19 protein-coding genes and 1 tRNA gene are annotated in these 22,546 nt (G+C 67.4%); 10 read left to right on the plus strand and 10 right to left on the minus strand.

What is annotated here, in order from left to right:
- Positions 1-18: 18 nt before the first annotated feature.
- Together hrpB and AC3ITW_RS21435 are read left to right on the plus strand one after the other, a co-directional pair.
- Positions 19-2,523 (plus strand): ATP-dependent helicase HrpB, encoded by a 2,505-nt coding sequence (hrpB, locus tag AC3ITW_RS21430; RefSeq protein ID WP_489389921.1) that lies wholly within the window; start codon positions 19-21, stop codon positions 2,521-2,523.
- Between the two features lie 201 nt (positions 2,524-2,724).
- Positions 2,725-3,099 carry a hypothetical protein gene (locus AC3ITW_RS21435; RefSeq protein WP_006401326.1) on the plus strand — a complete coding sequence of 125 codons (375 nt, stop codon included), beginning with the start codon at positions 2,725-2,727 and terminating at the stop codon, positions 3,097-3,099.
- 147 nt (positions 3,100-3,246) lie between these two features.
- Here the strand turns inward: AC3ITW_RS21435 and AC3ITW_RS21440 are convergent, their stop codons facing one another.
- The 3 genes from AC3ITW_RS21440 to AC3ITW_RS21450 all read right to left on the minus strand — a co-directional run bounded on the left by AC3ITW_RS21440 (position 3,247) and on the right by AC3ITW_RS21450 (position 5,074).
- Complete coding sequence (locus AC3ITW_RS21440) at positions 3,247-3,786, minus strand: pseudouridine synthase (protein ID WP_041864699.1); 540 nt, start codon at positions 3,784-3,786, stop codon at positions 3,247-3,249.
- 68 nt (positions 3,787-3,854) lie between these two features.
- Positions 3,855-4,106 (minus strand): hypothetical protein, encoded by a 252-nt coding sequence (locus AC3ITW_RS21445; protein WP_229298234.1) that lies wholly within the window; start codon positions 4,104-4,106, stop codon positions 3,855-3,857.
- A 110-nt stretch (positions 4,107-4,216) separates the two neighbouring features.
- Positions 4,217-5,074 (minus strand): class I SAM-dependent methyltransferase, encoded by an 858-nt coding sequence (locus AC3ITW_RS21450; protein ID WP_489389922.1) that lies wholly within the window; start codon positions 5,072-5,074, stop codon positions 4,217-4,219.
- Positions 5,075-5,244: 170 nt separating this feature from the next.
- On the opposite strand from AC3ITW_RS21450, the gene AC3ITW_RS21455 reads away from it, so the two are divergent.
- Together AC3ITW_RS21455 and AC3ITW_RS21460 are read left to right on the plus strand one after the other, a co-directional pair.
- Entirely contained in the window at positions 5,245-6,201 is a 957-nt protein-coding gene (locus AC3ITW_RS21455; protein ID WP_006401335.1) for an aldo/keto reductase, read from the plus strand.
- A gap of 645 nt (positions 6,202-6,846) precedes the next feature.
- Positions 6,847-6,918 (plus strand) — tRNA-Gln (locus AC3ITW_RS21460).
- 9 nt (positions 6,919-6,927) lie between these two features.
- Here AC3ITW_RS21460 and AC3ITW_RS21465 read toward each other — a convergent pair.
- Positions 6,928-7,221 carry a hypothetical protein gene (locus AC3ITW_RS21465; RefSeq protein ID WP_153676179.1) on the minus strand — a complete coding sequence of 98 codons (294 nt, stop codon included), beginning with the start codon at positions 7,219-7,221 and terminating at the stop codon, positions 6,928-6,930.
- A gap of 52 nt (positions 7,222-7,273) precedes the next feature.
- Between AC3ITW_RS21465 and AC3ITW_RS21470 the strand changes: the two genes are divergently transcribed.
- The gene (locus AC3ITW_RS21470; RefSeq protein WP_489389923.1) at positions 7,274-8,398 is read left to right on the plus strand and encodes a slipin family protein; all 1,125 of its coding nucleotides are present in this window, start codon (positions 7,274-7,276) and stop codon (positions 8,396-8,398) included.
- A 56-nt stretch (positions 8,399-8,454) separates the two neighbouring features.
- Positions 8,455-9,675 (plus strand): RtcB family protein, encoded by a 1,221-nt coding sequence (locus AC3ITW_RS21475; protein WP_489389924.1) that lies wholly within the window; start codon positions 8,455-8,457, stop codon positions 9,673-9,675.
- 151 nt (positions 9,676-9,826) lie between these two features.
- On the opposite strand, the gene AC3ITW_RS21480 is transcribed toward AC3ITW_RS21475, so the two are convergent.
- Both AC3ITW_RS21480 and AC3ITW_RS21485 read right to left on the minus strand, forming a co-directional pair.
- The gene (locus AC3ITW_RS21480) at positions 9,827-10,732 is read right to left on the minus strand and encodes an NAD(P)/FAD-dependent oxidoreductase (RefSeq protein ID WP_489389925.1); all 906 of its coding nucleotides are present in this window, start codon (positions 10,730-10,732) and stop codon (positions 9,827-9,829) included.
- Positions 10,722-11,177 carry an Rrf2 family transcriptional regulator gene (locus AC3ITW_RS21485; protein ID WP_100435445.1) on the minus strand — a complete coding sequence of 152 codons (456 nt, stop codon included), beginning with the start codon at positions 11,175-11,177 and terminating at the stop codon, positions 10,722-10,724. The genes AC3ITW_RS21480 and AC3ITW_RS21485 overlap by 11 nt, the downstream gene beginning before the upstream one ends.
- Before the next feature lie 183 nt (positions 11,178-11,360).
- On the opposite strand from AC3ITW_RS21485, the gene AC3ITW_RS21490 reads away from it, so the two are divergent.
- Positions 11,361-13,481: a methyl-accepting chemotaxis protein gene (locus AC3ITW_RS21490; RefSeq protein WP_489389926.1), complete on the plus strand. Its 2,121-nt coding sequence runs from the start codon at positions 11,361-11,363 to the stop codon at positions 13,479-13,481.
- A gap of 197 nt (positions 13,482-13,678) precedes the next feature.
- Here AC3ITW_RS21490 and AC3ITW_RS21495 read toward each other — a convergent pair whose 3' ends face one another.
- Positions 13,679-14,581: a LysR family transcriptional regulator gene (locus tag AC3ITW_RS21495; RefSeq protein WP_100469913.1), complete on the minus strand. Its 903-nt coding sequence runs from the start codon at positions 14,579-14,581 to the stop codon at positions 13,679-13,681.
- Positions 14,582-14,688: 107 nt separating this feature from the next.
- Between AC3ITW_RS21495 and AC3ITW_RS21500 the strand changes: the two genes are divergently transcribed.
- A complete protein-coding gene (locus AC3ITW_RS21500; RefSeq protein ID WP_012512451.1) occupies positions 14,689-15,903 on the plus strand; it encodes an MFS transporter in 1,215 nt (404 codons plus the stop codon).
- An 88-nt stretch (positions 15,904-15,991) separates the two neighbouring features.
- Positions 15,992-16,801: a 2,5-didehydrogluconate reductase DkgB gene (dkgB, locus tag AC3ITW_RS21505; RefSeq protein ID WP_100469916.1), complete on the plus strand. Its 810-nt coding sequence runs from the start codon at positions 15,992-15,994 to the stop codon at positions 16,799-16,801.
- Between the two features lie 114 nt (positions 16,802-16,915).
- On the opposite strand, the gene AC3ITW_RS21510 is transcribed toward dkgB, so the two are convergent.
- The gene (locus AC3ITW_RS21510) at positions 16,916-17,623 is read right to left on the minus strand and encodes an alpha/beta fold hydrolase (RefSeq protein WP_100435449.1); all 708 of its coding nucleotides are present in this window, start codon (positions 17,621-17,623) and stop codon (positions 16,916-16,918) included.
- Between the two features lie 139 nt (positions 17,624-17,762).
- Here AC3ITW_RS21510 and AC3ITW_RS21515 point away from each other — a divergent pair, with 139 nt between their 5' ends.
- Positions 17,763-18,143, plus strand: a complete 381-nt coding sequence (locus tag AC3ITW_RS21515) for a YbjQ family protein (protein WP_032129162.1) — start codon at positions 17,763-17,765, stop codon at positions 18,141-18,143.
- Positions 18,144-18,191: 48 nt separating this feature from the next.
- Here the strand turns inward: AC3ITW_RS21515 and AC3ITW_RS21520 are convergent, their stop codons facing one another.
- Together AC3ITW_RS21520 and mgtE are read right to left on the minus strand one after the other, a co-directional pair.
- Complete coding sequence (locus AC3ITW_RS21520) at positions 18,192-20,918, minus strand: bifunctional acetate--CoA ligase family protein/GNAT family N-acetyltransferase (protein WP_100435450.1); 2,727 nt, start codon at positions 20,916-20,918, stop codon at positions 18,192-18,194.
- An 84-nt stretch (positions 20,919-21,002) separates the two neighbouring features.
- Positions 21,003-22,373: a magnesium transporter gene (gene mgtE, locus AC3ITW_RS21525; RefSeq protein ID WP_012512456.1), complete on the minus strand. Its 1,371-nt coding sequence runs from the start codon at positions 22,371-22,373 to the stop codon at positions 21,003-21,005.
- Positions 22,374-22,546 lie beyond the last annotated feature (173 nt).

Below are 22,546 nucleotides of genomic sequence, written 5' to 3' on the forward strand. Positions count from 1 at the left end.
GCCCTTTATCCTTTGCACATGAACGCCCCGCTCTTCCCGATTTCCCCGCTGTTGCCGCAGATCCAGCAGCACCTGGCCACGCAGCCGCGGCTGGTGCTGGAGGCCCCGCCCGGCGCCGGCAAGACCACCCAGGTGCCACTGGCCCTGCTCGGTGCGCCGTGGCTGCAGGACCGGAAGATCATCATGCTGGAACCGCGCCGGGTGGCAGCGCGCAGCGCCGCACTGTTCATGGCGCGGCAGCTGGGCGAAGAGGTGGGCGGCACCGTCGGTTACCGCATCCGCTTCGAGAACAAGGTCTCCGCGCGTACGCGGATTGAAGTCGTCACCGAGGGCATCCTGACCCGCATGCTGCAGGACGACCCGATGCTGGAAACGGTCGGCGCGATCCTGTTCGATGAATTCCACGAGCGCCACCTCAGTGGCGACCTCGGCCTGGCCCTGGCGCTGGACGTGCAGGCGCAGCTACGCGAGGACCTGCGCCTGGTGGTGATGTCGGCCACGCTGGATGGCGAGCGACTTGCCCGCTTCCTTGATGCGCCGCGCCTGAGCAGCGAAGGCCGCAGCTACCCGGTGGCGGTCAGTCACTTCCCGGCGCGCCGCGATGAAGCGCTGGAACTGCAGGTGCGCCGCGCGGTGCAGCAGGCATTGGCCGAGCACCCGGGTGACCTGCTGGTATTCCTGCCCGGCCAGCGCGAGATCGCGCGGGTGCAGGCCGGGCTGCAGGAATCGCTGGATGCCGGCGTGGAAGTGCTGGCCCTGCACGGCGAGTTGCCGGTGGAACAGCAGGCGCGGGTATTGCAGGCGTCCAGTGATGGCCGCCGCCGCGTGGTGCTGGCCACCAACGTCGCCGAGTCCTCGGTGACGCTGCCCGGCGTGCGCGTGGTGATCGACAGCGGCCAGGCACGCGAGCCGCGCTACGACCCCAACAGCGGCTTCACCCGGCTGGACGTGGTGGCCATCGCGCAGGCATCGGCCGACCAGCGCGCGGGCCGCGCCGGCCGTGTCGCCGAGGGCGTGGCGTGGCGGCTGTGGCCGCAGTCGCAGCGGCTGGAGCCGCAGCGCCGCGCCGAAATCGATCAGGTCGAGCTGGCCGGACTGGCGCTGGAACTGGCCGCCTGGGGCAGCAGCGACCTGCGCTTCCTCGATCCGCCACCGGCCGGCCCGATGGGTGCCGCCCGCGAACTGCTGCAGCGGCTCGGCGCGCTGTCCAGCAGCGGCGCGATCACCGCACTCGGCCGCCGCGTGCTGGCGTTGGGTACGCATCCGCGGATGGCGGCGATGCTGCTGGCCGCGCCCGATGCACGTGCGCAAGCCCTGGCCGCTGACCTGGCCGCCTTGCTGGAGGCGCGCGACCCGCTGCGCCAGGGCGGTGACGCGCTGGCGGCACGTTGGCGTGCGCTGGCGGCGTTCCGCAATGGCCGCGCACCGGGCGACGCCAACCGCAGCGGCCTGGCCGCGATTGATGCCGCCGCCAAACAGTGGCGACGTCGCCTGCGCTGCGATACCGCACCGCCGGCCAGCATCGAAGCCCATGAACTCGGTGACCTGCTCGCACACGCCTTCCCCGACCGCATCGGTGTCCAGCACCCCAGCGACCCACTGCGCTACCTGCTGGCCAATGGCCGCAGCACGCGCCTGCACGAATTGAGTGACCTGCGCGGCGAACCGTGGCTGGTGGCCAGCGAGCTTCGCTTTGAGGCACGCGATGCGCTGCTGCTGCGTGCCGCACCGGTGGATGAAGGCCAGCTGCGCAAGGCGTGGCCGGAGCGCTTCGTCACAGAAGACGTGGTGCGCTGGGACAGCGAGCGCCGCGCCCTGGTGGCACTGCGCGAGACCCGTTTCGACCGCATCGTGCTGGACAGCCGCTCGGCCGGCCGGGTCGATCCGCAGCACGCCGCACAGGCACTGACCGACGCGGTCGCCGAACTTGGCCTGCAGGCGCTGCCGTGGACCGAGGGCCTGCGCCAGTGGCAGGCACGGGTGGAATCGCTGCGGCGCTGGATGCCCGAGCTCGGCCTGCCCGATTGCAGCGACGACGCCCTGCTGGCCACGCGCGCGCAATGGCTGCAGCCTGCGTTCGCCGGCAAAACGCGACTGGATGCGCTGGATGAATCCAGCTTCGGCGAAGCGCTGAAGTCGCCTCTGGAGTGGTCACAGCGTCAGCTGGTCGAGCGTCATGTGCCGACCCGCATCACCGTGCCGTCCGGGCTGGAGCGGCCGATCACCTATGCGCTGGACAGCGAGAGCGGCGAACCGCTGCCTCCGGTGCTGGCGGTGAAGCTGCAGGAACTGTTCGGCCTGGCTGACACCCCGCGCATCGCCGACGGCCGCGTGCCGCTCACCCTGCACCTGCTCTCGCCCGGTGGCCGCCCGCTGCAGGTCACCCAGGACCTGCGCAACTTCTGGGAAAACACCTATGCCGAAGTGAAGAAGGAAATGAAGGGCCGCTACCCGCGCCATCCGTGGCCGGATGATCCGTGGACGGCGACGGCCACGCACCGGGCCAAGCCGCGCGGCACCTGACCGGTAGTGCCGGCCGCTGGCCGGCAATGCTCTCCACATGGTGCTCCGAGGTTGCCGGCCAGCGGCCGACACTACCGGCTGTGGACCCTGCCTGATCCTGAATGGCTGCGGTAGAGTCACACCACGTGCGACCCCGACTGACATACCGTTTACGGGCAACGCGCGACACTGGACTTCGACCCGAGGCAAAGGACCCCCCGCATGAGCAAGCTGACCGTAATCACCGACCGCGCTCTGGAGCGCGCCCTGGAGCTGGCCCACACCGCCGGCGACGGCCTCAAGAGCGCCGGTGGCAGCCTGCGCAGTGCCGACTGGATCAAGACCGGTGCCGCCATTGGCGCGGTGAAGACTGGCGGCAAGGCCGCGACCAGGTTCGCGCGCCGCAACCCGGCAGTCGCCGTGGCTGCCGCAGCCGTTGGCGTCGGCCTGCTTGGCTATGCGCTGTACCGCAAGCAGCAGAAGAAGAAGGCCGCGCAGGGCCATGTGGTGAACGGCCAGGCCCAGCGCATCAATGCGCGCGACCGCCGCAACGACACCGTGGTCGACGAGCACAGCGACATCGGCAGCGACGCCTGAGTCTGCCGGGGTCAGAGCCCTTCCTGCGGAAGGGATCTGACCCTTGAAGCTGCAGGTCCACCGGGGTCGGATCCCTTCCGCAGGAAGGGCTCTGACCCATCAGCTACATGAGGGCCGGACACCGGAAGGTATCCGGCCCTTTCTGCATCAACCGATCTGCCGCCACTGCCCCGGCTGCAGGTCGTCCAGCCGGTACGGCCCCATCGACACGCGTACCAGCCGCAGCGTCGGCAGGTTCACCGCCGCAGTCATCCGCCGCACCTGGCGGTTGCGGCCCTCGCGGATCGTGATCGCCAGCCAGCTGTCGGGTACGGTCTTGCGGAAGCGAACCGGCGGATCACGCGTCCACAGCGACGGCGCCGGATCGAGGCGCTCGATCTTCGCCGGCAGGGTCGGCCCGTCATTGAGCACCACGCCCGTGCGAAGCTGCTGCAGCTGTTCGTCGCTGGGCATGCCTTCCACCTGCACCCAGTAGGTCTTGTCCGCCTTGTGCTTCGGGTCGGTCAGTTTGTGCGCCAGCGTGCCATTGTCGGTCAGCAGCAGCAGGCCTTCGCTGTCATGGTCCAGGCGACCGGCGGCATACACGCGCGGCGGCAGGCCGAACCCGGCCAGGGTCGGCCGCGGCGGCACGCTGCGGTCGGTGAACTGGCAGAGCACGTTGAAGGGCTTGTTGAAGGCAATCAGCATTGCGGGCACGGCGGGCGGCAGGTGGGGCATTGTCCCATTCCCGCATCGCCGCCGCGATCACCGGCTGCTCAGCCGAAGACCTTCCTTTCCATCAACAGCGCAACGAGCACCAGCACGACGCCGCACGTGGCGGCAGCGTTGGCGCGGTACCGCAGCCGCGCTACCGGTGGGCAGGTCCTGCGCGCGCGTTCGTCCAGCAGGCAACCAACCAGCAGCACCGCAAAACCTGCCGCCGCCACGAGGTCATGCACGTGACCAGCATGGAAGACGAAGTCGTACAACCGCGGCAGCGCCATCAATGCGAAGGCGAAGTACAGCACTTTCTTCAACAGGACACTCCATTGACGGCAGCGCCGGGCATTGCCCGGCAGCCACCCATTCCGTCCAACTCCGCGCTGCGTGCTCACCGGGCTGCGGCCCAGCCCCCCCCTTACGGCTTGATGAAGCGCAGGGTCATGCGGTCGCTTTCGCCAATGGCCTGGTACTTCGCATCATCGGCCTTGTCATGCTGGTTGGTCGGCGGCAGCGTCCACACGCCGTTCGGGTGGTCCTTGGTATCGCGCGGGTTGGCGTTGACCTCGCTGCGCGCGTCCAGCTTGAAGCCGGCGGCCTCGGCCATCGCGATTACCTGCTGCTGGCCGACGTAGCCGGTGTCATCGTCGTCGGCCACATCGGCCTTGGCGCGATGCTCGACCACGCCCAGCACGCCGCCTGGCTTGAGCACGTTGAAGAAGCCCTGGAACATGCCCTGCGCCTGGCCGGCCTTGCGCCAGTTGTGCACGTTGCGGAAGGTCAGCACCACATCGGCTGAACCGGCCGGGCCAAACACCGGCTTGGCCGGGTCGTAGGCGACCACGGCGGTCTTGTCGAACTGCGCCGGGGTGCCGGCGTACTTCTTCTCCAGGCTGTCGCGGCTGCGCTGCTGGTAGTCACGGCCGCGGCCTTCGGCAACGGCCATCGGGTCGACTACGGCAGCGACGTAATGGCCCTTGTCACGCAACAGCGGCGCCAGTATTTCCGAGTACCAGCCGTTTCCGGGGGTGATCTCGATGACGGTCTTTTCCGGCGCCACCTTGAAGAACGACAGCGTCTGCGCCGGATGACGATAGCCATCGCGCTTGACGTTGTTGGCATCACGGGTCGACGCCTTCACCGCCGCATCGATGGCCGGTGACACCTGGATCTTCGCCGGCGCCACCGTGGCCGGTGCGGCGAACGCGGGAACAGCGGCAAGCAGGGCCGAAGCAAGCAGCAGGCGGCAACCACGCAGGGAAGAGGCAGCAATCATCAGGGCGACTCCAGCGGAAGATGCGGCGAGACTAGCAGTCGCAGCGTCCCAGGTGTTCACAAAACGTTAGCTGCGTGCGCGTCGCGGAACACTGTTTTGTGGTCGCCGCCGCAGCGCGGTCACACAACGCGTTCTATTCTGGAGCACTTCCCCCCAAGGAGTCCGTGCCCATGACGGCAACCCGCGAACTGGGCCGTTCCGGCCTGCATGTACGTCCGCTCGCCTTCGGTGGCAACGTGTTCGGCTGGAGCGCCGATGAGAAGGCCAGCTTCGCCCTGCTCGATGCCTTCGTCGACGCCGGTTTCAACCTGGTCGACACCGCCGATGTGTATTCGGCGTGGGTGCCGGGCAATGCCGGCGGCGAATCGGAAACGCTTATCGGCAAGTGGTTCGCCCGCAGCGGCAAGCGCGACCAGGTGGTGCTGGCGACCAAGGTGGCCAAGTGGGCCGAGCGCCCCGGCCTGACCCCGGACAACATCAATGCCGCCGTCGAGGATTCGCTGCGCCGCCTGCAGACCGATGTCATCGATCTTTACCAGGCCCACGAGGATGATGAGTCGACGCCGCTGGAAGCAACCCTGGCCGCGTTCGGCCGCCTGATCGAAGCCGGCAAGGTGCGCGCCATCGGCGCCTCCAACTACAGCGCCACGCGCCTGGCCGATGCGCTGAAGGTGTCCACCGACTATAAGCTGCCGCGTTACGAAACCCTTCAGCCCGAATACAACCTGTACGACCGCGCCGGCTACGAGACCGAACTGGAACCGCTGGTGCAGCGCGAACAGATCGGCGTGATCGGCTACTACGCACTGGCCAGCGGCTTCCTCAGCGGCAAATACCGCACGCCGGCCGATGCGGCCAAGAGCCCGGCACGTGGCGAGACGGTGGTGAAGCGCTATCTGAACCCGCGTGGCCTGCGCATCCTGCAGGCACTGGATGACGTGGCCAGCAAGCACAACGCCAGCGCTGCGCAGATCGCACTGGCGTGGCAGATCGCGCGACCATCGATCACCGCGCCGATCGTCAGCGCCACCAGCGTCGAGCAGCTGCACGATCTGTTGGCCGCAGCCAACGTGTCGCTGAGCGTGCAGGATGTCGCACAGCTGGATGCCGCCAGCGCGGAAGGCTGAGTTGTAGTGCCGGCTGCTGGCCGGCATTGCACAACAGCGAAGAAAATAATTGAACAAAATGGTTGCACGCGACTAAATCGTGGTTTATCGTGCGCACCTCGTTTCAACAACCACTGGAAACTTCCCTTGAACGCGTATTCCGTCGCCATCGCCAAACTGCTGCCATGCCTGCGCATGGACGTGCTGGCGCGCGCGTTCGGCAAGGAAGACCAGCTGACAACGGCCTGATACCCGCCCTGCGGAGATCGGCCACCCCGATCTCCGAGGCTTGACGACGCCCTCGGAACGCAAGTCCCGGGGGCGTTTTCGTTTGCGTCGGCACAAGGACCCGCGATGCCAGAACTGCACCCCGCGCGGCAACCCGCCGCTCACTGACCCAGGTTTTTCCCGTTCCGCCGAAAGATTTACTTCGCGCGAGTGGCGGCGCCTGTACATTATCTGCATCGCACCCAAACATTATCGCTCGCGATAATGTCGGTGGCCTGCACCCTCGATTCTCCAACGGTCCCGTTTCCACCACGGGCTGGTGCGCGCGGCGCTGCCGTGGCGTATGCCGGAGGTCGCGGACATGCCATCGCCTGGATCGCCTGCTGGAGGCAGGCGCCGGTTCACCGGTACGCGGTTCGATTCCGCGCGGTCCCCAACTGGATAGCTCAGCTTGGTCAGAGCAACGGATCCTGATTCCGTCTGTCGTGGGTTCGATTCCCACTCCAACCACATGACCTGTCACGTCATGACTTGAAGCAACACCCGGGGCGCAAGCCCCAGCGGCCATCGTCGCCGTCCACGGACATCGCCTTCGGGCAGGAACGTGGAAGGCAACGGACCGCACGCCGGGCCCAGGCCCGCCGCCACTGCCAGCCACGTTCCGCACCGGTGCTGCTTGCCGAGAATGACGATGGCAGCAGTGCCGGTGCACCGAAGGCTCCGCGTGCGGACCGTTCCCCGATGGCCGCCCTCTTCCGCCAGCTGCACAAGGTGTGCAGCCAGCCCTGCCACGACCTGATCGACCCGGGTCATGGCATTCATTCCATCGGGTCGAACCACCAGAGCCATACAAGGAGAGACTCCCATGTTCTGGACCATCAAGGTCGTGATCGGCGACGGCGAGCGCGGCCTGGTGTATCGCAACCGTCGTTTCCAGCAGATTCTGCTGCCGGGCGTGCACCGCCTGTCGCCGTTCGGCGGCCGCCCGCACGTGGACATCCACACTGCATCGAAGGGCGCGGCCTACACCGGCAGCGACCAGGACAGCCTGATCGAGGCGCTGGGCGCCCAGCTGGACACGCACTTCGTGCTGGCCAATGTCGGCGCCACCGAGGTCGGTCTGTTGCTGCGCAACGGCCGTATCGATGAAGTGCTGCCACCGGGCAGCCGCCGACTGTACTGGCGGGGCTCGGTCGACACCCGGGTGCGCGTGATGGCGCTGGGTGACGAGCCGCGCATCCCGGCGGACGTGCAGCAGCGCCTGGGCCAGTTGGGCGTGCTGCCGCGTGTGGCGGTGATCAGCGCCGTGCCGAGCGAATCGGTCGGCCTGCTGTTCATCGATGGCACGCTGCGGCAGACGCTGGACGCCGGCCTGCACGCGTTCTGGAACTTCAACGGCAACGTGTCGGTGGAGCGTGTGGAGCTGCGGGCGCGTTCGCTGGACGTGTCCGGCCAGGAACTGCTCAGCCGCGACAAGGTGACCCTGCGGGTGAACCTGGCCGCGACCGTGCAGGTGGTCGACCCGGTGCGTGCACACCGCACGCTCAGCAATGCCGACGAGTTCGTCTACCGGCAGCTGCAGTTCGGCCTGCGCCAGGCGATTGCCGCGCGCAGCCTGGACGAGCTGCTGGGCGACAAGGCCGCACTGGACGGCGAGATCGCCGCGCATGTGCAGGCCGCGATCGAGGGCCACGGCGTGCGCTTGCTCGGCGTGGGCATCAAGGACGTGATCCTGCCGGGCGAGATGAAGGAGATCCTCAACGGCGTGGTGCTGGCCGAGAAGCAGGCCCAGGCCAGCGTGATCCGTCGCCGCGAGGAGGCCAACGCCACGCGTTCGCAGCTCAACACCGCAAAGCTGATCGAGGACAACCCGGTGCTGATGCGCTTGAAGGAGCTGGAGGCACTGGAGAAGGTCACCGAGAAGATCGACAAGCTCACCGTGTTCGGCGGCCTGGATGGCGTGCTGAAGCAGCTGGTGACGATCAGGTAGGGGGTAGCGGCGGCGCAGGGACGCGCCGCCGGCCCATCAAGGACATACACGAAGACATGGACACTCAACACAATTATCAATGGCTGCACGCCGAGGGCACCACGCCGATCAAGGGCTGGGTCAACGGTGTGCCGCTGGAAGCGCAGGCGCATGAACAGCTGCGCAACATCGCCGCGATCCCGTTCGTCGGGCCGTGGGTGGCGGTAATGCCGGACGTGCACCTGGGCAAGGGCGCGACCGTGGGCTCGGTAATCCCGACCCAGGGCGCGATCATCCCGGCCGCGGTCGGCGTCGACATCGGCTGCGGCATGGCCGCGGTGCGCACTACGCTGCGCGCCAGCGACCTGCCCGATGACCTGCGTCAGCTGCGCAACAGCATCGAGCGCAGCATCCCGGTCGGCAACGGTCGCGGCGGCGAGCACCACCGCATGCCCGACAGCATCCACACCCGGCTGGTGCAGTCCGGGCTGGCTGCCGGCCTGGAGAAGATCAAGGACAAGCACCGCCGGATCCGCACTGACAAGCTGGACCGCCAGCTGGGTACGCTGGGCGGTGGCAATCACTTCATCGAACTGTGCCTGGACGAGACGGACACGGTGTGGGTGATGCTGCACAGCGGTTCTCGCGGTACCGGCAACCTGATCGGCACCTACTTCATCGAGAAGGCGCGCGAAGAGCTTGCGCGCCGTGTGCTCGGCTTCCACCTGCCGGACAAGGACCTGGCGTTCTTCATGGAAGGCGAGCCGCTGTTCGATGACTACGTTGAAGCGGTGTCGTGGGCGCAGGACTACGCCCGGCACAACCGCGAGGCGATGATGTCGCGGGTGCTGGCCGAGATGCGCCATCGCCTGCCGAAGTTCCAGCTGGCAACGATGGCGGTGAACTGCCACCACAACTACGTGCAGAAGGAGACGCACCACGGCCAGGAGCTGCTGGTGACGCGCAAGGGCGCGGTCAGTGCGCGCGAGGGCGAGCTGGGCATCATTCCCGGCAGCATGGGCACGCGCAGCTACATCGTGCGTGGCAAGGGCAACGCGGACAGCTTCCACAGCTGTAGCCACGGTGCCGGCCGGGCGATGAGCCGTGGCACTGCGCGGCAGCAGATCACGCTGGCCCAGCACCGCGAGGCCACCGCACACGTGGAATGCCGCAAGGACAGCGGCGTGCTGGACGAGTCGCCGGCGGCGTACAAGTCGATCGACGATGTGATGGCCGCGCAGCTCGACCTGGTCGACGTGGTGCACACCCTGCGCCAGGTGCTGTGCGTGAAGGGGTGATGGAACGGTGCCGGCCTCGGCCGGCACCTGCTCGACGGGCACGGGCGAATGGATGCCCGGGATCCGTAGCGTCGAGCTTGCTCGACTGCTCTTCCACGCCATGCGTGGATGCAAAGGCGCCGACCAAGGTCGGCGGCTACCTGTGCAGCGATCAGCGCGGCACGCTGTCCTCGGCCACCAGCGCATGATGCACGCCGATCCCCGCGCGCACGCCCTCGGCAGCGGCCAACGTGATGTTGCCGACGGTGGTTGCATCGCCTGCGGCGTATACGTTCGGCACCGAGGTCTGCTTCATCATGTCGACCTCGATCAACACGCCCAGCGGGCTCTCGACCAATCTGCAGCCCAGCTGCTGCACCAGCGGCGTGGCCATCGCCTGGGTAGCCGGCACGAACAACGCTCGCTGTGCGATACGGCGGCCGTCAGCCAGCTCCACTTCCAGCCAGGTCGGCTGGTCGCCGTGTACGCCCAGCACCGGCGAGGTCTCGATCCGCACACCGCGCTGCTGCATGGCGGCGTGTTCCTCATCGCTGATCGGCAGGCCCTGGCTGAAGAAGGTGACATTGCCCCAGTCGGCAAACAGCGGCGCTTTGCTGGCCGACATCGGATGTCCGCCAAGCAGGCCGATGGCACCACCACCGACTTCGTAGCCGTGGCAGTACGGGCAGTGCAGCACGGTGCTGCCCCAGCGCTCGGCCAGGCCGGGCAGTTCCGGCAGCTGGTCGGCGATGCCGCTGGCCAGCAGCAGCTTGCGCGCGGCCAACACCTGGCCATCGGCGGTACGCACTTCCACGCCTTCGGTGGTGGTGCGGGCGTGCTCCACTTCGGCATGCATCCAGCGCACCGTGGGGTAGTCGAGCAGCTGCTGGCGCGCGGTCTTCAGCAGCTCGGCACCACTGATGCCATCCAGGCCCAGCATGCCGTGCGAATGGCTGGCGAAGCGGTTGCGCGGTGAACCGGCGTCGATGATCGTGACCGGACGACGCGCGCGCGCCAAGATCAGGCCGGCGGCAATGCCGGCGTAGCTGCCGCCGACGATGAGCACATCAGGATTCATGGTGAGCTTCCAGGGGACGGTGATGGGCGAGATGGCGGGCGAAGTCGGCGCCGAGCTGGTCCAGCGTGGTCGCCTGCAGGCGCTGCTCAAGCAGCCGCTGCGCCTCGCGCGCACCTTCCAGCAATGCACTGTTGACCAGTTGCTGGATCGGGCAGCCGCCACCGGAATCGCGGGCACCGACCAGCACCAGCGGCGGTGCACCCACGGCCAGGTAGATGTCATGCAGGGTGATCGCTGCGGCGTCGCGGGCCAGCACGCTGCCGCCACCATGGCCGCGCGTGCTGCGCACCAGGCCGGCCCTGTGCAGCTGCGCCAGCAGGCGGCGGATCACCACCGGATGGGTCGGCAGGCACGACGCCAGCTGTTCGGACGTGCGCGGTGCGGCGTGGCCGACCAGGTGCGCCATCACGTGCAGAGCGTCGGAAAGCGGGTTCGCGGATTTCATGTAACAACAATAGTTACATTTAATTCCCCTGTCGAGGGTCTGCTTTCGTTCCATATGGACACATCTGTCCTATGAAATAGTTTCTTCACATCACTAAACGAAACGCGAATGTGATGCGCATCCCACTTCAGCACGTGCACAACGGGTCGATACCGCATTGCCCCTTCCCGAGAGTCCTTCCACATGAATGCGTCTGTCCGTGCACCGCGCCTGCAGTCCAAGCTGCTCGGCGCGGTTTCCGTTGGTCTGGCCGTGGTCCTGCTGTGTGCTCTGGCCGGCCTCGCCTCCGCCTGGTTGAAACTGTCCACCGAGGTTCCGCCCGAAGTCGCCCACAGCCGCGACGCCGAGCGCCTGCAACGCGAGTTCCGCGGGCAGGTGCAGGAATGGAAGAACGTACTGCTGCGTGGCCACGACGACGCGTTGCGCCAGCGCCACCTGGACGCCTTCGACAGCGAAGGCCGTCTGGTCGAGCAGCTGGCCAAGGGCCTGGTCAGCAGCCCGGATGCGCGCACGCGTGAACTGGCGCAGGCATTCATCGGCCTGCACGCGCAGCTGCAGCAGGACTACCACGCGGCGCTGCAGGCGTTTGCCGAGGCCAGCTACGATCCTGCCGCCGGCGACAATCTGGTGCGCGGCAAGGATCGCCCGGTGGCGACGGCACTGGATGCGCTGAGCACGCACGCTACTCAGGTGGCCGAAGCGGCGGTGGCGGCACGCTCACAGCAGGCGCGGCAGACGCTGCTGCTGTGTGCTGCACTGACCGTGCTGGCCGCCGCGCTGCTGCTGATGGGCCTGGCCTGGTGGCTGCGGCGTGCGGTGGTACAGCCGGTACTGGCGGTGGAAGCCGCTGCGCGCGCAGTAGCTGCCGGTGATCTGCAGCATGTGGTGCAGGTGCGCAGCCGCGATGAGATCGGTCGCCTTGCACAGGCCATGCAAGCCGTACAGTCCACGCTGCGCGGCGTGCTCGATGCGCAGGCCGCGATGGCACAGGCGCATGAAGCCGGCACCATCAGCCACCGCATGGATGCCAGTGCCTTCCCCGGCGCGTTCGGCACGATGGTGGCCGACAGCAACGCGCTGGTCGATGCGCACATCCAGGTAAAGCTGCGCGCGATTGCGATCATGGGCCGTTACGCCATCGGTGACCTCAGCCAGGACATGGAACGCCTGCCCGGCGAGAAGGCGGTGATCACCGACGCACTGGATACCGCCAAGGCCAATCTCGGCATGATCAATGGCGAGATCCGCCGCCTGGCCGAAGCCGCTGCCATGGGTGACTTCAGCCAGCGTGGCGACAGCGCGCGCTTCGAGCATGACTTCCGCGCGATGGTCGACGGCCTGAACCGATTGATGCAGACCACCGAACAGAACCTCGGCGAGGTCTCCAGCACGCTGCGCGCGATTGCCGATGGCCGCCTCGGCGCGCGCATGCACGGCGATTTCCAGGGCGTGTTCGCGCGTATCGCCGGCGATGCCAACACCACCGCCGCGCAGCTGGCCACCATCGTCACCGACATCAAGCACGCCTCCGGCAACATCCACACTGCGGCAGCGGAGATCGCCGCCGGCAACAACGACCTGTCGCGCCGTACCGAGCAGCAGGCCGCCAATCTGGAAGAAACCGCCGCGTCGATGGAAGAACTGACCTCCACCGTGCGCCAGAACGCCGAGCATGCACGCCAGGCCAACCAGCTGGCGATCGGCGCGCACACGGTCGCCTCGCAGGGTGGCAGCGTGGTCGGCCAGGTGGTGGCGACGATGGGTGCGATCGAGACCTCGTCGCGGCAGATCGCCGAGATCATCAGCGTGATCGATGGCATCGCGTTCCAGACCAACATCCTGGCGCTGAACGCGGCAGTGGAAGCCGCGCGGGCCGGCGAACAGGGCCGCGGCTTCGCGGTGGTCGCCAGTGAAGTGCGCACGCTGGCGCAGCGCTCGGCGGCGGCCGCGAAGGAGATCAAGGCGTTGATCGAAGCCTCGGTTGAGCAGGTCGGCCACGGCGCGCAGCGCGTGCGCGAGGCCGGTGACACCATGGCCGAGATCGTAGCATCGGTGCAGCGCGTGACCGACATCATGGCCGAGATTTCGGCGGCCTCGCAGGAGCAGAGCGCGGGTATCGAGCAGGTCAGCCAGACCGTGATCCAGATGGATGGCACCACCCAGCAGAACGCCGCGCTGGTGGAGGAAGCCAGTGCCGCCGCACGCAGCCTGGAACAACAGGCGAACCGACTGATCGACGCGGTGGATGTGTTCGATCTGTCAACCACGGCGGTAGCGAAGGACGCGTTGGCGCGCGCGGCCTGAGGGATCCGGTTGCCGGCCAGCGGCCGGCACTACCCGTGCGATGTGCCGGCCGCTGGCCGGCAGCGTCCGCCGCCACATGGGTAGCGCCCGACCGTTGGTCGGGCGACGGCAGGATCAGTGCGGACCAACGGTCCGCACCCACCAGAGCGGCCGCGCCCACCGGCGCGTGCGGTAGTGCCGGCCGCTGGCCGGCAACCTCAGCGCACGTAGTCGCTCTGCGCCATCGCGTCGGCCAGGTAATCCACGAACGAGCTGATCCGCGACGACACGGCGGTGTTGCGGTAGTACACCGCATGGATCGGCTGGTACACATCCAGCGTCTGCCCCGCCAGCACCTGCACCAGGGTGCCGGCGCTGCGGTCGCGATCGGTGACGAAGTCAGACAGGCAGGTGATGCCCACGCCTTCCACCGCCAGCCGGCGCAACGTCTCGCCACTGGACACGGCGATATCCGGCCGCACCAGCAGCAGCCCATCCGATTCTCCGGGCAGCGGCCAACGGTTGAGTGATTCCGGCTCGTTGAAGCTGAGCAGCGTGTGCTGGCCCAGCGCGGCGACGCTGGCCGGTTCGCCGTGCCTGGCCAGGTAGGCCGGGCTGGCCACCAGCCGCAGCTGGCAGCGGCCCAGCAGCCGCGCATGCAGGGTGGAGTCGGCCAGCGGGCCGATCCGGATCGCCAGATCGGTGCGCCGTTCGAGCAGGTCGATGTAGCGGTCGGAACTGTTCAACTCCAGCTGCACTTCCGGGTAACGCGCGCGATAGCCGGCCACCAGCGGCGCGATCACGTGCAGCACGAACGGCATCGCCGCATCCACGCGCAGGCGCCCCGCCGGGCGCTCGCGGCGCGCCGCCATCTGTTCCTCGGCCGATTCCACCGCATCGATGATCGCGCGCGCATGGCGCAGGAACGCCTCGCCCTCGGCGGTCAGGTGCAGGCGGCGTGTGGTACGGGTCAGCAGGGTGATCCCCAACTTGTCCTCCAGCCGCCCCAGCGCGCGGCTCACGCCCGAGGGTGTCTGCCCCAGCTGCTCGGCGGCAGCACTGATCGAGCCGCTGTCGATCACCGAAAGGAACGCCTGCATTTCATCTAGAGTGGTCTTCATGTCCCTATTATTGACTGCACGGCAATAGTGATTGGCGTGAAGACCGGTTTTTCGGCAAAGGTCGGCGGCGCAGACTGCGCAGCCTCTTCCTCCTGCTGGACCCTGTCATGACCCGTGGCATTCCCCTCGCCCTGCTGGCGTTGACCCTCGGTGCCTTCGCCATCGGCACCACCGAATTCGTCATCGTCGGCCTGATCCCGACCATCGCCGGAGACCTGCAGGTCAGCCTGCCCTCGGCCGGCCTGCTGGTCTCGCTGTACGCGCTGGGCGTGGCCATCGGCGCGCCGGTGCTGACTGCGCTGACCGGACGCGTACCGCGCAAGCAACTGCTGGTGGCGCTGATGGTGTTGTTCACGCTCGGCAATGTCGTCGCCTGGATGGCACCCGGGTATACCTCGCTGATCATCGCCCGCATCCTCACCGGCCTGGCGCACGGCGTGTTCTTCTCGATCGGCGCGATCATCGCCACCGCCGTGGTGCCGAAGGAGAAGGCGGCCAGTGCGATCGCCATCATGTTCACCGGCCTGACCGTGGCACTGGTGACCGGCGTGCCGCTGGGCACCTTCATCGGCCAGCATCTGGGCTGGCGCGCGACCTTTCTGGCGGTGGCCGGCCTTGGCGTGGTCGCACTGATCGGCGCGCTGTTGTTCGTTCCGCGCAACCTGCCGCAGAGTGCGCCGGCCAGCCTCCGTCAACAGCTGGCCGTGCTCGGCCAGCCACGCCTGCTGCTGGTCTATGCGATGACCGCGCTGGGCTACGGTGGCACCTTCCTGGCCTTCACCTATCTGGCGCCGATCCTGCAGGACGTCACCGGCCTTCCGGCCAACGCCGTGAGCCTGGTGCTGCTGGTGTACGGCGTGTCGGTGGCGATCGGCAACCTGTGGGGCGGGCGCATGGCCGACCGCTTGGGTCCGGTGCCCGCGCTGAAGCGCATCTTCGGACTGCTGGCATTGGTGCTGTTCGTGCTCACGTTCACTGCCTACAACACCTGGTTGATGCTGCTGACGGTGCTGGCGCTGGGTGCGGTAGCGTTCGGCAACGTGCCCGGCCTGCAGGTCTACGTGGTCAAGCAGGCGCAGCGCTATGCACCGCAGGCCACCGACGTGGCCTCAGGCCTGAACATCGCCGCGTTCAACGTCGGCATCGCCATGGGCGCCTCGCTGGGCGGCCTGGTGGTGGAGCACATCGGCCTGATGCATACCCCATGGCTGGGCGCGCTGGTGGTCGTGCTGGCCTACGCGCTGACCGTGCTCAGTGGCCGCCTCGACCGCCGCGATGGCGTCGACCACCGCGCCGACGGCATTGCCGCCACCGCGCATTGATCCATGCAATGCACCGTTGCCGGCATGCATACGGTGCCTGTCCTACCCTCTTCCCTCTGCTACTCCCTTCCCCCCGTTGGAGCTTCCCATGACTGTCCCCGCTTTTGGTCTCGGCACCTTCCGCCTGAAGGACCAGACCGTGATCGACTCGGTGCGCAATGCGCTGGAGGTCGGCTACCGCGCCATCGATACCGCGCAGATCTACGGCAACGAAGCCGAAGTCGGCCAGGCCATCGCCGAGTCCGGCGTGTCGCGTGATGATCTGTACCTGACCACCAAGGTGTGGATCACCGAGTTCAAGCGCGATGCGCTGCTGGCCAGCCTGCGTACCAGCCTGGAGAAGCTGCGCACCGACCGCGTCGACCTGGCGCTGATCCACTGGCCGTCACCGAATGGCAAGGTCGATGTGCCGATGGAGGAATACCTGCCGGCACTGGCCGAAGCCAAGGCGAAGGGGCTGACCAAGGCGATCGGCATCTCCAATTTCACCATCGCGCAGACCCGCAAGGCGATCGAGATCCTCGGTGCCGAAGCCATCGCCACCAACCAGATCGAGATCCACCCGTACCTGCAGAACCGCCTGCTGGTGAAGTTCCTGCAGGACAACGGCATCCACATCACCGCCTACATGAGCCTGGCTTATGGCGAAGTGCTGAAGGACCCGGTGATCCAGGCCATTGCCGGCCGTCACCAGGCCACCCCGGCGCAGGTTGCGCTGGCCTGGGCGCTGCAGCAGGGCTTCTCGGTGATCCCGTCGTCGACGAAGCGCGAGAACCTGGCAGCCAACCTGGAAGCAGCGGCCGTGCGCCTGACCGACGAAGACATGGCACAGATCGCCAAGCTGGACCGTGGCCATCGCCTGGCGAATCCGGAAGGGATTGCCCCGGCCTGGGATTGAGGCCAACCGCGGTTACGGATCGGAATCGGTCGGTGCCGACCTTGGTCGGTACCGACCTCTGGTCAGTCGATGACACATCGTGCCGACCAAGGTCGGCACCTACCAAAGGCAGAGCTATCCCTCGCCTTGCAGCAACCACCCACGCATCGCCGCACTGACCTCGTCCGGCTTTTCCATCGGTGCCAGGTGCCCGCAATCGGGCACCACCACCAGCTGCGAGTGCGGCACCAGGGCGTGCATCTCCTCGCTCACCGCCAGCGGCGTGATGCGGTCGTTTGCGCCGCAGACGATCAGCAGCGGATCGCGGTACCCGGCCAGCACATCGTGGCCATCGCCGCGCTCCAGCGCGCTCTGGCGCAGGAACACTTCCGCCCCCAGGCGAGCGGTCATGTCGCGCACACGCTGCACCAGCACGTAGTCATCCAGCCGCGAGGCATCGATGTAGCTTCGCATCAGCGCGTCACCGAAGCCGTGGAATTTTCCCGGCAGGCGCACGCTGGCACGTTGGCTGCGGCGCTGCTCGGCACGTTCCGGCGAATCGGCATGGATCGAGGTATCGATCAACGCCAGCTGCAGCACGCGCTCAGGCGCGATGCGCAGGATCTGCTGAGCGACGAAGCCGCCGAGCGAGAAACCTGCCAGCGCAAAGCGCTCCGGCGCCTGAGCCAGTACATCCTGGGCCACGGCCTGCAGGGTTTCACCGCGGGTCTGGTCGCCCACCGTGCAATCGGCGATGTCGGCAAGATCAGCCAACTGTGAGCGCCACAGCTCGGCGTCGTTGAGAAGGCCGGGCAGCAGCAACAGGGGAGTACGGTCAGTCATGGGGCTATTGTCGCGCCATCACGGTGACGGAGCCATGCTGCAACGGGCGGTTGCATTGTAGAGTCGAGCCATGCTCGACTGCTCCACCGCCAGTCGAGCATGGCTCGACTCTACAGAAAGCAACGACACGGACGCGACCATGGCAGACCCCTACAACAGCGGCTCCCCTTCCCCGCCCGCGCTGCGCTTCGACGATGCGCTGGTCACCACCGCCTTCGAGCTGCCCGGCCATCGCATCGTGCGCAATCTGGGCGTGGTACGCGGCATCACCGTGCGCTCGCGCTCGATCGTCGGCAATTTCCTTGGCGGTATACAGACGATCTTCGGCGGCAACATCACCATCTACACCGAACTGTGCGAACAGGCTCGCGAGGAAACCTACCGCGACATGGTCAAGCACGCGCGGCAGCTGGGCGCCAACGCCATCATCGGCATGCGCTACGACGCCACCGATGTGATGACCGGGCTGACCGAGGTGCTGTGCTATGGCACGGCGGTAGTGGTGGAACCGCTGCGTTGAATCCGACGTTCCGCCGGGCATGGCCCGGCGCTACCGATGTGGTAACGATCACGCCGCCGGCGGGGGTGCGGGCACCTCTACCTGCTGCACCGGCAGGGTCACCATCATCACCGTCGGGTCGTCCGGGTCCAGCCGGGTCTTGAAGCCCAGGCTCTGGCACATTGCCAGCATGGTGCTGTTCTCGCGCAGCACCTGGCCTTCAACCACGTCCAGGCCCAGCCACTTGGCGTACTCGATCATGATCGCCATCAGCCGCCAGCCGATGCCGTGGCCCTTCAGATCCGAGCGGATCAGGATGCCGTACTCGCCACGGTGGTAATCGGCATCGGCGTGCAGGCGCACCGCGCCCAGCATTTCGCCGCTGCGTGGCTCGATCGCCACCAGCGCTATCGAGCGCGCGTAATCGAGCTGGGTCAGGCGCGCGATGAACTCGTGGCTGAAGTGCTTCACCGACTGGAAGAAACGCAGGCGCAGATCCTCGTCACTGACGCGGGCGAAGAACGCACGGAACAGCGCATCGTCCTCTGGCCGCACCGGGCGCACGAAGGCACGGCCACCATCGGACAGCTCGATGGTGCGCTCCCATTCCTTCGGGTACGGGAATACCGAGAAGCGCGGATGGCCACGGCCCTTGTGCAGGATGCGCGACGGTGCCACCGCCACGCGGGCGTCGAGGGCGAGGATGCCCTTGCTGTCGACCAGCAGCGGGTTGATGTCCAACGTACGCACTTCGGGGATATCGGCGGCCAGCTGCGCCAGCTTCACCAGCGCCAGCGCCAGTGCGCGCTCGTCGGCGGCGGGCACATCGCCGTAGGCCTTGAGGATGCGCGAGGCGCGGGTCTGGCCGATCAGTTCATGGGCCAGGCGCAGGTCCAATGGCGGCAGCGCCAGTGCCTTGTCGTTGATCACTTCGACCGCAGTACCACCACGGCCGACCACGATCACCGGGCCGAACGTCGCGTCATCAGCGATACCGACGATGATCTCGCGTGCCTTCGGGCGGACGATGGTCGGCTGCACCAGCAGGCCATCGATGCGGGCGTCGGGACGCAGTTGGCGCGCGCGCGACAGGATCGCATGGGCCGCGCTCTGCACCGCCGGCAGCGTCGCCAGGTTCAGTCGCACACCATCCACTTCGGATTTGTGCGGAATATCCGGCGACAGGATCTTCAGTGCGACCGTAGCACCGCGTTCCAGCAGCGGCTGCGCCAGGTCCATGGCCTCGTGCGCATCGCGCGCATGCATCACCGGCGCGGACGGAATGCCATAGGCCTTGAGCAGTTCATGCGTGGCCAGCGGGTCCAGCCACTGCTGGCCGTTGGCCAGCGCGGCGTCGACCAGTGCACGCGCGGCCGCCGCGTCCACGCTGAAGTCCTGCGGCAGGCTGGGCGGCGTTTCCATCAGCGCGTTCTGCGCTTCGCGGTAGCGCACCAGATGCTGGAAGCCGCGCACCGCCTCGGCTTCGGTCGGATAGGTCGGCACGCGTGCCGCATTGAGCGTCGCGGTGGCCTGATCGTCGTTGCCCAGCCACACCGCGAACACCGGCTTGTCGCGGTGATGGCGCGGGCGCAGGCCGAGTGTGCGGGTGAGCGCCTGCGCCGCGTCCGCCGATGAGGTGAACGCGGTCGGCACGTTCACCACCATCACCGCGTCATTCTCGTTGTCGGCCAGCAGCGCTTCGATGGCCGCGGCATAGCGCTCACCATCGGCGTCGACCACGATGTCGACCGGATTGCTGCGCGACCAGCCCTGCGGCAGCACCGCGTCAAGCTTCTCCACCGTGCTGTCGGACAGGTTGGCCAGCGTGCCACGCAATGCGATCAGCTGGTCCACCGCAAGGCGGCCAACGCCGCCACCGTTGCTGAGGATGGCCAGGCGTCGGCCGGGGAACGTCCCCAGCCGTCCCAGCGACTCGGCGGCGGTGAACAGCTCATCCAGCGCGCTCACGCGCAGCAGGCCGGCACGGTTGAACGCCGCACCGTAGACATCGTCGGCGCGGGCCAGCGCCTGCACATGGGTATCGCGGCTGCCCGGCTGCACGCGCTCGGCGCGACCGGACTTCACCACCACCACCGGCTTGGCGCGCGCGGCGGCACGCGCGGCCGACATGAACTTGCGCGCATCCTTGATCTGCTCGACGTAGAGCAGGATGGCGCGGGTGCGGTAGTCGGTGGCGAAGTAGTCGAGCAGGTCGCCGAAGTCGACATCCATCGTATCGCCCAGCGAGACCACGGCGGAGAAGCCAACCGAGCGCGCCACACCCCATTCCACCAGCGCCGCCGCAATCGCCGAAGATTCGGAGATCAGCGCGAGGTCACCGGCCTGCGGGAAGTGCGCGGCGATGCTGGCATTGAGCCGCGCATGCGGTGCGATCACGCCCAGGCAGTGCGGGCCAAGGATGCGCAGGCCATGCTTGCGCGCCACCGCTTCCACCTGCGCCGACAACGAGCCGGGGCCTTCGCCCAGGTGTGCGGTCAGGATGATCGCCGACTGCACGCCCCGCTCGGCGGCGGTGCGTACCACCTGTGGCACGATCGCCGCCGGGGCGGTGATCACCACCAGCTCGGGCACCCAGTCCAGGTCCTTCAACCGCTTGACCGTGCGGATGCCATCGATCTCGGCGTGTCGCGGGTTGATCCACGCCACCTTGCCGGGGAAGCCGGTGCCGCGCAGGTTGCGCATCACCGCGCGGCCGGCCGAGCGTTCACGCGGGCTGCCGCCGATCACCGCGACCGACTGCGGACGAAACACGGACTGCAGGTGGTAGGTACTCATGCGCCTACGGTACCCAAAAAAGGGGACGGAGGGGATTAAGTCGTTTGTGGCACAAACGACTTAATCCCCTCCGTCCCCTTTTTGTTACAGCAGCGTGCCGTGCAGGATCATCGCGGCGATGCTGAAATAGATCACCAGCCCGGTCACGTCCACCAGGGTGGCCACGAACGGGGCCGAGGCACTTGCGGGATCGAAGCCCAGCCGCTTGAGGATGAAGGGCAGCATCGAGCCGGACAGCGAGCCGAAGGTGACGATGCCGACCAGCGCCGCACCGATGGTGATCGCCAGCAGGATCCAGTGCTCGCCGTAGTCGTGCAGGCCACCCAGCTGCCAGATCACGATGCGTACGATGGCCAGGCAGCCGAGGATGGCGCCCAGCACCATGCCGGTCGGAACCTCGCGCAGAGCCACTTTCCACCAGTCGCGCAGGCGCAGCTCGCGCAATGCCAGGCTGCGGATCAGCAGCGAGGTGGCCTGCGAACCGGAGTTGCCGCCCGAACTCATGATCAGCGGAATGAACAGGGTCAGCACCACCGCGCGCGCCAGTTCATCCTCGTAATGCTGCATCGCGCTGGCGGTCAGCATTTCGCCCAGGAACAGCACGCTCAGCCAGCCGGCGCGCTTGCGCAGCATCTCGAAGAAGCCGATCTGCATGTACGGCTTGTCCAGTGCTTCCATACCGCCGAACTTGTGCGCGTCTTCGGTGGACTCTTCGATCAGCGCATCGAGCACGTCGTCGACGGTGACGATGCCAAGCATCTGCTGCTGCGCGTCGACCACCGGAATCGCCAGCAGATCGTGGCGGCGGATCAGCCGCGCCACTTCCTCCTGGTCCATCAGTGCATCCACGGTCACCGGCGGATTGACCTGGGCCACGTCCAGGATCGACTCCTCGGGCAGGCCGGTGATCAGCCGGCGCATGGTCACCACCTGCTGCAGTTGCTGGCTGGCCGGGTCCAGCACGTAGATCGCGTACACCGTCTCGCGGGTACGCTCGACCTGGCGGATGTGCTGCAGGGTCTGCGCAACGGTCCAGCTGGCGGGTACCGCCACGTACTCGGTGGTCATCAGCGCGCCGGCGGTGTTCGGCGGGTAGCTGAGCAGCTTCTGGATGGCCTGGCGGGCATCGGTGCCGAGCAGCGGGATCAGCCGCGCGCGTTCTTCTTCGTCCAGCTCGTGGACGATGTCGGTGGCACGGTCGTCGGCCATCAGCCCCAGCAGGGCCGCGGCGCGTGCCGGCGGCAGCGCGGCCACCAGCTCGCCGCTGCGGTGCAGCTCCGGTGCTTCGAGCATCTTCACCGCGCGCGGCAATGACAGCGCCGCCAGCGTTTCCGCGGCGCGCGTCAGTTCCAGCGTATTGAGGAATTCCACCGCGTCGGCGGTGTTGTAGTTCGCCAGGGGTGCGGCCAGTGTGGCGGCATCGGCCACCGGGCGCAGCAATTGCTTCTGGTTCATCGGATTGCCTTGTGGGGGTGCGACCTCGCGCAACGCCAACGCAGGCAAACCGTCCCGATGTCAGGCGGTGGCCATCGCTGGCGTCGAACGAGGTCGACTTCTACTGTCGCTGGACATGGGTTGGGGACTCCGGGATGCGTGTGCTGGCGGACGCGCCGCCAGCGGCGGGCAGT

The sequence above is a fragment of the Stenotrophomonas sp. KH_052 genome (genome assembly GCF_057838755.1).